The organism is Microbacterium jejuense (genome assembly GCF_039544225.1).
GTDB lineage: Bacteria > Actinomycetota > Actinomycetes > Actinomycetales > Microbacteriaceae > Microbacterium > Microbacterium jejuense.
The window spans coordinates 499,062-512,283 of the sequence record NZ_BAABLG010000008.1 but is presented as its reverse complement, the minus strand read 5'-3'; the positions used below and the strand labels follow the sequence as shown (position 1 = coordinate 512,283).

Here is a 13,222-nt window from a genome sequence, read left to right as displayed (position 1 = left end):
GGTGAACGGCTGAAGACGCTCCGCGCGACCGTACCGACGACGAAGCGCCCGCGGGGGCCAAGAACCCCGCGGGCGCTCCGAGACTTCGGGCGGCGTCAGCTCGCGACGCGCGCACGCAGGTGGGGCGACACGGATGCCGCGAACCCGGCGGCGGTGCGCTCCACCACGGTGCGCGGGTCGGTGTCCCAGATCTCCTGGTTGAAGATCTCGACCTCGATGTCGCGGTCGTAGCCGGTCGCCTCGACGGCGGCGGTCAGCGACGCGAAGTCGATGACGCCGTCGCCCGGGTAGTGACGGCTGAGCAGCGCGTCCGCGGCCAGCGGCGTCTTCCAGTCGCACACCTGATAGGTGGCGATGCGGCCCTCGCGGCCGGCTCGCGCGATCGAGGACAGCACGTCCGGGTCCCACCAGATGTGGAAGGTGTCGACTGTCGCACCCACGACGGCGGGGTCGAAGTCCGCCGCGATGTCGAGCGCCTGACCGAGCGTCGAGACGACGCAGCGGTCCGACGCGTACATCGGATGCAGCGGCTCGATCGCCAGGGTGACGCCGGCGGCGGCGGCATCCGGGGCGAGCTCGCCGATCGCGTCGCGCACGCGCTCGCGTGCCCCGACCACGTCGCGCGAGCCCTCGGGCAGGCCGCCCGCGACAAGCACGAGGATGGCCGTCGAGCCCGGAGCCCCGGCGGCCGCAAGGGTCGCGGTCTCTTCGATCGCGACGCGGTTGTCGTCGATCGACGCGCGGCGCGCGGGCCCCTCGGGCAGCGTGAAGAACCCGCCACGGCAGTGCGTCGTGAAGCGCAGCCCCGAGTCGGCCAGCATCGACGCGGCGGTCGCGAGGCCCACCTCGTTGACGGGTTCGCGCCACAGGCCGATGCCCTGCACTCCGGCTTCAGCCGTCACGCGCAGCGCGGTGGCGAGGTCGGCGTACTTGATGGTCGCCTGGTTGATCGACAGGCGCGGATCCACGACGGCGCTCATGCGATCACTCCCGGGACGTCGATGCCGTTGTGGCGCAGCATGCCGTGCCAGCGGATCGCGGCGAGCTCGGGCTGCTCCAGCGCCAGCGACGCATTGGCGAGCTCGACGATGCGCGACAGGTGGGGGAGGCTCCGCGCGGAGTGCAGGCCGCCCACCATCTGGAACGCGGGCTGGTGGCCGTTGAGCCAGGACAGGAACGCGACGCCGGTCTTGTAGTAGAACGTGGGCGCGGCGAACACCTGGCGGCTGAGCTCCTCGGTCGGGCCGAGGATCTCGAGGTAGCGCGCAGCGTCGCCGGCATCGAGCGTCTGGATCGCCGCCGAGGCGACCGGCGTGATCGCCGCGAACGCCCCGAGCAGTGCGTCCGAGTGCTGGCGAGAGGACCCCGCGTCCCGGTCGGGCTGGGGCGCCTCGGGCACGTCCGCACCGCCGATGAGTCCGACGTAGTTGAAGTCGTCGCCGGTGAACATGCGCACCGACTCGGGGAGCCGTTCGCGCACCGACACTTCGGAGGCGGCATCCAGCAGGCTCATCTTGACGCCCGCCACCTTGTCGACGTTCTCTTCGATGATGTCGAGGAGGACCGCCGAGGCCTCGCGCCAGTCGGGCGAGCCGAAGTAGCCCTCGAGCACCGGGTCGAACGCGGTGCCGAGCCAGTGCAGCACGACCGGCGTGGTCGCCGACTGCAGCACCTCGCGGTAGACGCGCCGGTAGTCGTCGGCCGACTCGGCGATCCGCGCCAGGTGGCGCGAGGCCATCAGCACGGGGCCGGCGCCCTGCTCCTCGGTGAAGTGCAGCTGCGTCTTGTAGGCGTCGATCACCTGGTCGATCGAGATGCGCTCCTCGTCGACGTGGTCGGTGTTGACCCCGACCACGACCGAGCCGCCCTCTTCGCGGGCGACCTGCGCCGAACGTGCGATGAGGTCGCGCGTCGCGGCGGCGTCCAGTCCCATGTTGCGCTGCGCGGTGTCCATGGCGTCGGCGACGCCGAGGCCCCACGAGTACACGGCGCGGCGGAAGTCGAGCGTGGCATCCCAGTCGACCTCGGCCGGCTGACCGGGCGTGTTGTCGGCCCACGTCTTGGGCACCACGTGCGCGGCGGCGTACGCGACGCGCGAGCGCAGCGGACCGTCCGGGCGCGTGTAGCCCGGGGCTTCGTTCAGCTCGGCGGCGGAGAGGACCCCGTCGGCCGAGAGCAGGGTGAGGTGGGGCATCCGGTTCACTCCAGGGTGAGCTCGGGCAGCTCGACCTTGCGGCCCTCGCGGCTGGACTGCAGGCCGGCCTCGGCCAGCAGCACGCCGCGCGCGCCCGAGAGCAGGTCGAAGGTGTAGGGGGTGTCGAGCACGTAGGACTCGAGGAACTCCTCCCACTGCTGGCGGAACCCGTTCTGGAACACGTCGTTCGTCGGGACCTCGGCCCAGTCGGCGTCGTAGTCGTGGTCGTCGGCGAGGTCGGGGTTCCACACCGGCTTGGGCGTCGCGTTGCGGTGCTGGATCTTGGCGCCGAACAGGCCCACGACGGCCGAGCCGTGCGTGCCGTCGACGTGGAACTCGACGAGCTCGTCGCGGTTCACGCGCACCGTCCACGACGAGTTGATCTGCGCGACGATGTCGCCCTCGAGCTCGAAGATGCCGTACGCGGCGTCCTCGGCGGTCGCGGTGTAATGCTCGCCCTTCTCGTCCCAGCGGTCGGCGATGTGCACGGCGGCCTGTGCGTAGACGGTCTTGACCTCGCCGAACAGGTTCTCGAGCACGTAGTTCCAGTGCGGGAACATGTCGACGATGATGCCGCCGCCGTCCTCGGCGCGGTAGTTCCACGACGGGCGCTGGGCGGGCTGCCAGTCGCCCTCGAACACCCAGTAGCCGAACTCGCCGCGCACCGAGAGGATGCGGCCGAAGAAGCCGGAGTCGATGAGGCGCTTGAGCTTCTGCAGGCCCGGCAGGTACAGCTTGTCGTGCACGACGCCGGTCTTGACGCCGGCCTCCTGCGCGAGCTTCGCGAGTTCGAGGGCCTCGGCGACGGTCTCGGCGGTGGGCTTCTCGGTGTAGATGGTCTTGCCGGCGGCGATCGCCTTGCGCAGCGCCGAGGCGCGGGCCTTGGTCACCAGGAAGTCGGCGTAGATCTCCCAGCGCGGGTCGGCGAGGGCGGCGTCGAGGTCGGTGGTGTAGTCCTCGATGCCGTGCTTGGCGGCGAGCTCGGCGAGCTTGGCCGCGCTGCGGCCCACGAGCAGCGGCTTGACGGTGACCTTGGTGCCGTCGGACAGCTCGATGCCGCCCTGGTCGCGGATCGCGAGGATCGAGCGCACGAGGTGCTGGCGGTAGCCCATGCGGCCCGAGACGCCGTTCATGATGATGCCGATCTCACGCACCTGAGGGAGTGCCTCGGTGCCGGCGGGGGCGAGGGTCGTATCGGTCACGGGGTCCTGCTTTCTTCTCTGAATGCTCTGTGGTCTCCCGGGGCGAGTGCCCAGCGGGTAAACGCTTTCCAATAGTGTGCCACGAGAGTGGATGCCTCGCAAGCGCTTTCCCGGCGGCATCCGCTTCCCGTCGCGCGGGGATCAGGCGCGCAGCAGCACGCAGCCGTGCGGCTCCAGGGCGAGGCGCACGACCGAGCTGCCCGGAGCGACACTGCGGGCGGCGTCCGATTGCTCGTGCACCGCCTCGACCGCGACGGGCTCGGACGCCCACACGTCGACCACGGACGATGGGGCGGCGCCCAGGCTGAGCGACCGGGTGTCGAACGGCTCGACCCGCGCCCGGTCGTCGAGGTTGAACACGGCGGCCCAGCGCTCGCCGTCGGGCCCCTCGGCGGCCCACACGACGAGCCCGCGCTCGCGCAGCAGCTCCCGGTTGCGGTGCGACGTGTTCAGCACGCGCAGCACATCGTCATTCGTGAACAGCGCGATCGTCTCGGGGGCGCTCGTCGGCAGGTCTCCGCCGATCATGAGCGGGGAGCGCGCCATCACCCACAGCGTCACGAGCGTGCGACGTTCGGCCAGGGTGAGTGCTCCCTCGCGGGGCTCGCCGCGCTCGGCGCGGATGCCGATGCGCCCGAGCGGCAGCATGTCGGCGTCGGGCCAGCCGTCCGGGCCGGCGAGCGGTGCCCACCGGGCGAGGCGCGCGAAGTTGGCCTCGACATCGTCCCAGCGGTCCCACAGATCGTCGCAGATGCGCCACATCGTGGCGTGCGCGCGCAGGTGGTCGACGTGGGCGGCCGACAGGTCGCGCCCCGGCGACAGCGACAGTGCGATCTCTCGCGGTGCGGTCTCGATGGCGGTCGAGAGGGCCTCGATCTCGGCGGTCTGGTACGGCCACAGCATGTCGTCGGCCTTGATGAAGTCGACTCCCCACTGCGCGTACTGGTCCGCGAGGGAGTGGTAGTAGGCCGCGGCACCCGGCCGGCGGTGGTCCAGGCCGACGTAATGCGGGTTCCACTCGCAGACGTTGGTGGGATCGGCGATGCCGGCCGCGGTCGCCTCGACGCCCAGCACGGGCAGGTCGCGATCGACCGCGATCCGCGGGATGCCGCGCATGATGTGGATGCCGAACTTCAGGCCGAGACCATGCAGACGTGCGGCCAGCGGTGCGAACCCGGCACCGTCCGCGGCCGACGGGAACCGCACCGGATCCGGCTGCACCCGCCCGAACTCGTCGATCACCAGCGGGGCCGACTCGTTGTAGCCGTGCGAGCGTGCGGTGGGGTCGGCCCAGTCGATGTCGACGACGACGGTGTCCCACCCGTGCGGCAGCAGGTGCTCGGCCATGAACGCGGCGTTCGCGAGCACCTCCGCCTCCGTGACGGTGGTGCCGTAGCTGTCCCAGCTGTTCCAGCCCATCGGGGGCGTCGCGGTCTTGCGCAGCGTCATCGGGGTGTCTCCTTCTCGGTCCACAGTGCTCGCTGGTCGATGGTGACGGCGTCGACGGCGCACAGCACGCCGGATGCCGAGGCGAGGCGGGCGGCGGCGTCGGCGGGGAGGTGCACGCCGCTGTCGGTGCGCAGCGGCAGCACCCGCAGTTCGACGCGCGAGCCGTTTCGGACGCCCGCGTCGCGCAGGTTCGCGACGAGCTCGGATCCGTCCCAGAACCGGTCGGTCACCGTCTCGCCGTCCACCCGCAGCTGCAGGACGTCGCCGGCCCATCGCACGCGCAGCACGGCATCGTCGGTGTGCTCGGGCACGTCGAGCACGTACACCGCCGCGTGCGCGTCGAGCACATCGTCGCGCGGCGCGGCCTGCCGCCCGTCGCGCGCTCCGTACTGGCCCGACGGCACGGTGGCATCGCGCCTGGTCTGGAACCGGATGCTCCCCGCGCCCGGTCGCCGTGGCGCGGGCGCACCACGGCGAGCCTCGGGGGATGTGCGCCCGTCCGTCACGCTGCCGCCCGTGCGATCGAGGTCGAGCGCGCGCCAGCCGCCGTCGACGTACTCGCGCACGTCGGGATGTGCAGACGCCGAGCGCACCGCCACACGGCCGGCGGCATCCCACGTCACCTCGTCGGGCGCGACGAACAGTCGCCGCTCGCCGGCCTCGACGACCCAGGCGTCCGCCGCGTCGTCGGCGGTCAGCACCAGCACGTCGAGCGCGCCGGCGAGTCGCAGCGCGTCTCCGCCGGGCTCGACGCGATGCGCGATGCCCTCGTGCACGATCTCGACGGGGATGCCGGCATCCTCGGTCAGCACCAGCGTCGGGATCGCGCTCGGCAGCACCGTCAACGCGGAGGCGGTCGCCCACTCGATCACGACGCCGCCGACCTGGAGCCCGAGCGGCCAGCGTGCGAGCGTCCCGGGCGGGATGTCGACCGGCGCGCTCGGCAGCTCGACCGGTCCGCGCGTCGTCTCGATGCGGAAGCGCGCCGCGCGGTGCACGGGCAGCGGCACATGCGGCTGGTGCCACCCGATGAACACGAAGCCCGAGCCGTCGTCGGCGCGCACCGCCCAGCGGAGCGTGTCGACGTCGTCGACGCCGGTGGGGCGCGCTGCGGGCAGGTGCGCGGGCGTCGGGGCGAGCCGGTCGCCGAACGCGGCGATGAACGCATGCTGCTGCCGCAGGGCGGAGTGGCTCGGCGCCGCCCGCCCCGCCTCGCCGATCGGCGCGTGGAAGTCGTAGCCGCGCGGCGTCATGTCGTTGGGGTATCCGGTCGCCTGCGTCTCTTCGAGGTCCGGGCCCGGATTCGTGCCGCCGGCGTACATGTAGTACCCCTGCCAGGCCGAGCCGCTGCCGAGCTTGACGTGCGCGACGGCCGCGATGTCGAGCGCGTCCGGACGAGGGCGCCGGTGATAGGCGGTCGCCATGCCGCCGCCGAGCTCGCACGTGGCCGCGGGGAACCACGGCGACAGGTCGGTGGCGTCGGGCAGGTCGGCGTGCGGTGCTCCGCCACCCTGGCGCTCGCTCACCGGCCGGGAGGACGGGTCGGGCGATCCGGTCGGCGCCGGGGCCGCGGCCCCCGCTTCGCGCACGTCCGCGCCGATGCCGGGGTCGTCCCAGGTGTCGGAGAAGAAGAAGTGCGCGCGGAAGGTGTGGTCCCACGGCTCACCCGGATCGACCCAGAACCCGTCGCCGTACCCGCCCCACAGGGGGAGCACCTCGGGATCGGGCAGCTGCGCGCCGCCCCACGCGGTGGCCGTCCACAGCGGTGCCGACAGCCCGGCCTCGCGGGCGAGGCGCTTGAGGGTGAGCAGATGCCCCGGCTGGTCGTACAGCTCGTTTTCGAGTTGGATGCCGAGCAGCCGGTCGGGCGTGCTACGCCCGTCCAGCGCACGGGCCAGGTGCCCGAACCACTCGGCCACGAGCGCGAGGTAGGCGGGATCGTCGGTGCGATGGGCGACCGGGGCCTGCTGCACCCAGTCGGGGAAGCCGCCGTTGCGCGCCTCGCCGTGCGCCCAGGGGCCGATGCGCAGCACGACCTCAAGCCCCTCGGCCCGTGCCGCGTCGACGAACGCCGCGATATCGAGGCCGCCGTCGAACGAGACCCTCCCGCGCACCGGCTCGTGGTGCAGCCACAGCACGTACGTCGCGACGACCGTGATCCCGCCCGCTCGCATGAGGCGCAGCCGCTCGGTCCAGCGTTCGCGGGGGACGCGCGAGAAGTGCAGCTCGCCCGAGACCGGGAGCCACGGCAGTCCGTCCCGGAGCAGGCAGCGGCTCGTGATCCCGAGTCCCTGGCGCACATCCTCGTCGTTCGCCATGCGCGGCCGCCGCTCGGGGCGTGCGGGCGCAGTGGCATCCAGGTGCAGCAGGCGCGTCATCGTCGCGGGAACCTCAGACCAGCCGGATCGCGGCCCACGAGACCGCGGGCAGCTCCACCGTGAGCGTGCCACCGTCGACCGCGGCGTCCGCGTCGCGCACGCCGACGCGGTTCTGGTCGGCCAGCGTGTTCGCGGCATACAGGTCGGTCTCGTGCAGCAGATGCGCCTCGGCGACGGCGAGGTCGCGGCCGAGCGCCCGCACCAGCGGGGCGAGGTCGACACGCAGGGTTGCGGCATCCGTCGTCGAGCGGTTCACGACGAACAGCGAGACGCCGTCGTCATCGATCGTGGCGACGGCGTTGAGGTTCGCGACCTCGCCCAGCTTCTCCGACGCGAACGAGCCCGCGGTCACCGGGACGCGCAGCGCGCGGCCGTGCGCGAGGCGCGAGGTGATCGAGAACGGGAAGAACGTGGTCTGCCGCCATGCGGGTCCGCCCGGCTCGGTCATGATGGGCGCGATCACGTTGACGAGCTGCGCGAGCGAGGCCGAGCGCACCCGGTCGGCGTGCTGCAGCAGCGTGATCAGCAGGTCGCCGAAGACGACGGCGTCCAGCGCACTGTACTTGTCTTCGAGCAGGCGCGGGGCCACCGGCCAGCCCTTCTCCTCGGGCTTGTCGTTCTGGCCGCCGTCGCCGTCGTGCAGGTACCAGACGTTCCACTCGTCGAACGAGATCATGATGCGCTTGTCGCTCTTCTTGGTCGCGGCGACGGTGTCGGCGATCGCGACCACCGACTCGATGAAGCGCGCCATGTCGACGCCCGACGCGAGGAACTCCTGCGCGTTCCCGTCATGCTCCTGGTAGTACGAGTGGCATGAGATGAAGTCGACGTCGTCGAAGGTGTGCTCGAGCACCTGGCGCTCCCACGAGCCGAACGTCGGCATGCCCCGACCCGACGACCCGCACACCACGAGCTCGACTCCCGGGTCGATCATGCGCATCGCCTTGGCCGTGCGCATCGCGATCTTGCCGTAGTCGTCGGCATTGCGGTGACCGACCTGCCACGGCCCGTCCATCTCGTTGCCGAGGCACCACATCTTGACGCCGAACGGGGTCTCGCGCCCGTTCGCGGCGCGCTGTTCGGTCCACGCCGTGGGCGTGTCGATGTTGGCGTACTCGAGCAGGTCGAGCGCCTCCTGCGTGCCGCGGGTGCCGAGGTTGACGGCGAGCATCAGGTCGCTGCCGACGCGGTCGAGCCAGGCCTGGAACTCGTGCAGGCCCACCTCGTTGGTCTCTGTCGAGTGCCACGCCAGGTCGAGGCGGCGCGGCCGCTCGTCCTTCGGGCCGATGCCGTCCTCCCACCGGTAGCCCGACACGAAGTTGCCGCCGGGGTAGCGGATGGTGCTCACCCCGAGCTCCTTGACGAGCTCGACGACGTCGGTGCGGAACCCCTCGTCGTCGGCCGAGGGATGCCCGGGCTCGAAGATCCCGTCGTAGATGTGGCGGCCCAGGTGCTCGACGAAGCCGCCGAACAGCCGGCGGTCGATGTCGGCGATGTCGTGGTGCGGGTCGAGGCGGGCGGTGGCGTCGGTCATCGGTGCTCCAGTTCGAGTCGGTCAGGTGCGGGGTGCGCCGAGCGGGAGGCGCTCGAACGTCAGAGAGATCGCGCCGCAACGCGGGAACAGCCGGTGGCGGGGCAGCACGCCCGGCCCGCAGGTCGCCGTGCCGACGCCCGCCTGCGCGATGTCGATCGACACGAACGTGCGGTCTTCGTCGGGCAGCTCCCAGTCGTGTGCGGCCGCGGCGAGCGCGCGTCGGCTGTGCGGCGAGACCGTGAGGGCGAACGGCGCCGTGAGCGAGCGCACGCGCAGGGCGCCACCGGGCACGCGGATGGTCGCTTCGCTGACGTCGATGCGCGCACCGCTTTCTTGCGGGCGCACATGGTCGACGGTGAGCTCTGCGGCCGGGATCGTCCACCACCCGAAGCGCGCACCGGTCCGCAGGTCGGGATAGCTCGGCACGGGCCCGTACCCGACGAGATCGACGTCGCCCGGAGCGCCGGGCAGTTCGAAGTCGAGCCCGAGTCGCGCCCATTCGCCCGTCCAGCTCGCATTCGGCTCCAGTGCGATGTCGAGCCGGACGGTGCCGTCGTCGAGCGCGCTCCAGGTCGCGTCGGCGTCGATCGCGGTGTCGAAGATGGGCGTGCCGGTGCGGGTGCGCACCCGCACGGCCGATCCCTCGACGTCGATGCCGACGAGTCGCGTCACCATCCGGTCGATGGCGGCCGCGTGCCAGCGGTCGGCCATCGACGGCAGGTCGAGCTCTTCGGACCCGTAGTCCCGGTCATTGTCGGTCGGTGCGCGCCAGACGCCTACGACGGGTCCGCTGATCGCGAGTCCGCCGAGGGAGATCGTGCGCCCCGTCGTCGGGTCGAGTTCCAGCGGGCCGATGCCGTGATCGGATGCCGGGCCCTCCGTCTGCGTCGCGGCCGCGCGCGCGTGGCGGATGACGTGCTGTCCGCTGCCGAGCTCGTGCCCGGCCGGTGCCCACGGGCTGTCGGCGGCGGTGCGGGCGGTCACCGTCACGGCGTCCGACACCGTGCCGGCGCGGGGCGTCGACGCGGTCGCGGGCAGGGCGATCTCGACGGTGGTCCGCGGCGGGCACGACGGGATCCTCAGGACCCCGGCATCCACCGATTCGCCGTCGATGCGCCGCTCCCAGGCGATGGCCACATGACCGAGGTCGAGCGCGTCGTACCGGTTCGCGACGATGACGCGGTCGCGGTCCGATGCCACCGTGATGACGATGGGCGCGATGACGGCTGCGTAGTGGATCAGGCTCGGGCGGGGTCGCCGGTCGGCGTCGACAAGTCCGTCGATGACGAAATTGCCGTCGTGGACGTCTTCGCCGAAGTCGCCGCCGTAGAGCATGCGGCGTCGACCGGTTCCATCGTCGGGGGCGAGGATGCCTTGCTCGATCCACTCCCATACGAAGCCGCCCGCCAGCCGCGGGTAGCGCTCGAAGAGGTCCCAGTACTCCTCCAGCCCGCCGGGCCCGGTGCCCATCGCGTGGGCGAACTCGCACTGGATGACCGGCAGCGACAGACGGTGCAGCTCGTCGGCGGTCGCGCGGATGGGGGGCGGCTGCAGGCCCTCTTCGCCGAGCGCGCGGATCTCGTCGTGCGGCGCGTACATGCGCGAGTACACGTCGACATAGCGGCTCGCGGTGTCGCCCTCGTAGTGCACGAGACGCGTCGGGTCGAACGCCTTGGTCCAGCGGGCCATCGCCTCGAGGTTCGCGCCGTGGTGCGACTCGTTGCCGAGCGACCACATCACGACGCTCGCGTGGTTCTTGTCGCGGTGGACGGTGCGCTGCATACGGTCGAGGTACGCGGCGCGCCACGCCGGGTCGGCGCTCGGGCCGCCGCGCCACTGCACGTGCTCGAACCCGTGCGCCTCCAGGTCGCATTCGAGGATGACCCAGAATCCGAGTTCGTCGAACAGGTCGAGCACGTCGGGATGCGGTGGGTAGTGCGATGTGCGCACGGCGTTGATGTGGTGCTGCTTCATGAGCAGCAGCTCACCGCGGATCACCTCGGCGTCGAACACGCGACCGTGCTCGGCGCGGTGCTCGTGCCGATTGACCCCACGGAACATGATGGGCGCGCCGTTCACGAGCAACTGCGCGTCCCGCACCTCGATGCGGCGGAAGCCGACTTGCAGGCGCACGGTCTCGGCGGCCGTGCGCACCTCGACGTCGTACAGGCGGGGGCGTTCGGCGCTCCAGGGCTCGACGGCATCGAGGCGCAGCACGGTGTCGGCGGGCGCGTCGACGCCGAGCTCGGGGATCACGAGGCGGGCCGCGCCCCCGCCGTCGACCTCGACGGTCGCCTCGAGCACGCCGGCGCCGGTGCGGGCGTTGTAGTCGGCCCGGACGAACGCGTCGTCCACGCCGCCATCGGGGCGTGCGAGCAACGTCACGCTGCGGAAGACACCGGGCAGCCACCACATGTCCTGGTTCTCGATATAGGTGGCGTCGCTGAACTGCGCGACGCGCACGGCGAGGCGGTTGACGCCGGGCGTCAGCACGGCCGACACGTCGAACTCGTGTGTCAGCCGGCTTCCGCGCGTCGTGCCGAGGAGGGTGTCGTTGAGCCAGATCTCCGCGGCGGACTCGATGCCGTCGAACCGCAACACCCGCCGACGGTGCGCGAGCACATCGTCGGCCGGCACGAAGTCGTGCCGGTGATCGCCGATCGGGTTGGCGTCCGGCGGATGCGGCGGGTCGAGCGGGAAGGGCATCTGGACGTTCGAGTACGACGGGGAGCCGTACCCCTGCAGGTTCCAGTGACCCGGGACCGCCACGGTGCCCCATTCGGCGGCATCCATCGTGCGCCAGTCGTCGGGTGCGCTGCGCAGCGACGGCGAGACGCGGAACCTCCACCACCCGTCGAGGGACTGCTGCGGGGCGTCCGAACGGAGCCGGGCGCGAGGTGCGAGGGCGCCCGTGCCGGGTGCGGTGGTGGCGATGTCCAAGGTCTTCCTCATCGTCGAGCGAACAGTCCAACGGCGCCGAGATCCGGTGCCGGCTTAACGTCCTACCTCAGTTCCCGCCCGGCTCGATCGTGGCGCGCGACGCCCGCGGGAAATCGGTTGCCCGCGCTGCGGACGAGAGAAGGGATGCCGTCGCATAGGCCGCGCGACAGCATCCCTTCCCTGATTCCCGTGACGCTTCGGCGGGCTCAGCCCAGGACGGTGTCGGCCTCGGAGAAGAACTGCGAGACCGCGTCGTCGACGCTGATCGAGCCGAGGCCCAGCTCTTTGCCGAGGTCCCAGAACTTCTGCTCGAGCGAGCCGTAGCCGGCGACCGGCACGGGCGGGGCGTCGCCGATGCGGTCCGCCTGCGAGTCGATGTAGTCGGCGACCTGCTTGTCGACGCCCTCGAGCGTGGTGCCGGCGAGCTTCGACGACGAGGCCGGGTAGCCCAGCGTCGTGCCGAAGATCTCGCCCGCCTCGGCGCTGTTGACCACGAAGTCGAGGAACAGCGCGGCAGCCTCGGCGTGCTCGGTGTTGGCCGAGATCGCGACCTGCAGACCGGCCTGGCGGTAGAGGTCCTTCGCGCCCTTCTTGGCGATGGGCGGTGCGATCATCGAGATCGACGATGCACCCGAGTCGGCGAGGTAGCCGCCCAGGAAGTTGCTCCAGCTCATCTCGCTCGCCGTGGCGCCCGCACCGAAGCCGGACTTGGGCGAGAGCTCCTCGAGGGCCTGCTGGGGGATCACGACGCCGTCGCGGATCGCGTCGCCCGAGTGCCAGAAGTCGCTCAGCTCGTCCTTGGTGAAGCCGAGCTCGCCGTCGTCGGTGTACAGGTTCTCGCCGTTCGCGCGCAGCACGAGCTCGAAGTTCTGGATGCGCTGCGTGTAGTCGGTGCCGCCGTAGGGCTTGCCGCCGGTCGCGTCGGTGACCGAGCCCATCCAGTCGTCGAAGTCGGCAGCGCTCGTGCCGCCCTCGGGCGCTTCGATGCCGGCGGCGGAGAGCAGGTCGTCGTTGACGAAGTTCGCCCACAGGCTGTACCCGGTAGGCAGCGAGTACTGCACGCCGTCCAGTGCGCCGGTGCCCAGCAGCGAGTCCTCGAACGTGGTGGTGTCGATGTAGTCCGACACGCTCGCGAGGTCGAGCAGGTTGTTCGACTCCGCGTACTGGCGCAGGTAGCTGTCGGAGAACTGGAACACGTCGGGCAGGTTGCCGCCCGCGGCCTCGGTCTGGCGCTTCTCCCAGAAGCTCGGGTAGTCGCTGAACGACGGGTTGACCGTGATGTTCGGGTACTTCTCGTTGAACGCGGCGATGAGGTCGTTGTAGCGCGACGCGCGGTCGTCGTTGCCCCAGAACGCGAAGTCGATCGTGACCTTCTCGTCGGGGTCGAACGTCTTGCCGGGATCGGCCGAACCGCCCGAGCCGGAGCATCCGGCGAGGACCAGGGCGGCGCTCGCCGTCAGGGCGCTGACAGCGAGCAGGGTGCGGCGTGAGGGCATCGGAGGCTCCGGATTCTGGTGGGGTGGGA

At 71.5% G+C, this 13,222-nt stretch carries 8 protein-coding genes; all 8 read right to left on the bottom strand.

The genetic code is table 11. From position 1 onward, the window contains the following. Window positions 1-95 precede the first annotated feature (95 nt). The 8 genes from ABEA46_RS15075 to ABEA46_RS15040 all read right to left on the bottom strand — a co-directional run bounded on the left by ABEA46_RS15075 (window position 96) and on the right by ABEA46_RS15040 (window position 13,193). On the bottom strand, window positions 96-980 hold the full coding sequence (locus ABEA46_RS15075; RefSeq protein WP_345545469.1) for a sugar phosphate isomerase/epimerase family protein: 885 nt from the start codon (window positions 978-980) through the stop codon (window positions 96-98). Then, window positions 977-2,194 (bottom strand): dihydrodipicolinate synthase family protein, encoded by a 1,218-nt coding sequence (locus tag ABEA46_RS15070; RefSeq protein WP_345545467.1) that lies wholly within the window; start codon window positions 2,192-2,194, stop codon window positions 977-979. Before ABEA46_RS15070 ends, ABEA46_RS15075 begins: the two co-directional genes overlap by 4 nt. A gap of 5 nt (window positions 2,195-2,199) precedes the next feature. Then, the gene (locus ABEA46_RS15065; RefSeq protein WP_345545466.1) at window positions 2,200-3,396 is read right to left on the bottom strand and encodes a Gfo/Idh/MocA family protein; all 1,197 of its coding nucleotides are present in this window, start codon (window positions 3,394-3,396) and stop codon (window positions 2,200-2,202) included. Between the two features lie 141 nt (window positions 3,397-3,537). Next, window positions 3,538-4,845, bottom strand: coding sequence for an alpha-galactosidase (locus ABEA46_RS15060; RefSeq protein ID WP_345545465.1), 1,308 nt, complete (start codon window positions 4,843-4,845; stop codon window positions 3,538-3,540). Next, window positions 4,842-7,223, bottom strand: a complete 2,382-nt coding sequence (locus tag ABEA46_RS15055) for a beta-galactosidase (RefSeq protein ID WP_345545462.1) — start codon at window positions 7,221-7,223, stop codon at window positions 4,842-4,844. Before ABEA46_RS15055 ends, ABEA46_RS15060 begins: the two co-directional genes overlap by 4 nt. A gap of 13 nt (window positions 7,224-7,236) precedes the next feature. Beyond that, complete coding sequence (gene arfA, locus ABEA46_RS15050) at window positions 7,237-8,757, bottom strand: arabinosylfuranosidase ArfA (RefSeq protein ID WP_345545460.1); 1,521 nt, start codon at window positions 8,755-8,757, stop codon at window positions 7,237-7,239. A gap of 21 nt (window positions 8,758-8,778) precedes the next feature. Then, entirely contained in the window at window positions 8,779-11,709 is a 2,931-nt protein-coding gene (locus ABEA46_RS15045; protein WP_345545458.1) for a glycoside hydrolase family 2 TIM barrel-domain containing protein, read from the bottom strand. Window positions 11,710-11,903: 194 nt separating this feature from the next. After that, a complete protein-coding gene (locus tag ABEA46_RS15040) occupies window positions 11,904-13,193 on the bottom strand; it encodes an ABC transporter substrate-binding protein (protein WP_345545456.1) in 1,290 nt (429 codons plus the stop codon). Between the last annotated feature and the right edge of the window lie 29 nt (window positions 13,194-13,222).

Excerpts from the sequence above, each read along its gene's own strand:
- ABEA46_RS15075 (WP_345545469.1), bottom strand. The coding sequence starts at position 980 with ATGAGCGCCGTCGTGGATCCGCGCCTGTCGATCAACCAGGCGACCATC.
- ABEA46_RS15070 (WP_345545467.1), bottom strand. The coding sequence starts at position 2,194 with ATGCCCCACCTCACCCTGCTCTCGGCCGACGGGGTCCTCTCCGCCGCC.
- ABEA46_RS15060 (WP_345545465.1), bottom strand. The coding sequence starts at position 4,845 with ATGACGCTGCGCAAGACCGCGACGCCCCCGATGGGCTGGAACAGCTGG.
- ABEA46_RS15055 (WP_345545462.1), bottom strand. The coding sequence starts at position 7,223 with ATGACGCGCCTGCTGCACCTGGATGCCACTGCGCCCGCACGCCCCGAG.
- arfA (WP_345545460.1), bottom strand. The coding sequence starts at position 8,757 with ATGACCGACGCCACCGCCCGCCTCGACCCGCACCACGACATCGCCGAC.
- ABEA46_RS15045 (WP_345545458.1), bottom strand. The coding sequence starts at position 11,709 with ATGAGGAAGACCTTGGACATCGCCACCACCGCACCCGGCACGGGCGCC.
- ABEA46_RS15040 (WP_345545456.1), bottom strand. The coding sequence starts at position 13,193 with ATGCCCTCACGCCGCACCCTGCTCGCTGTCAGCGCCCTGACGGCGAGC.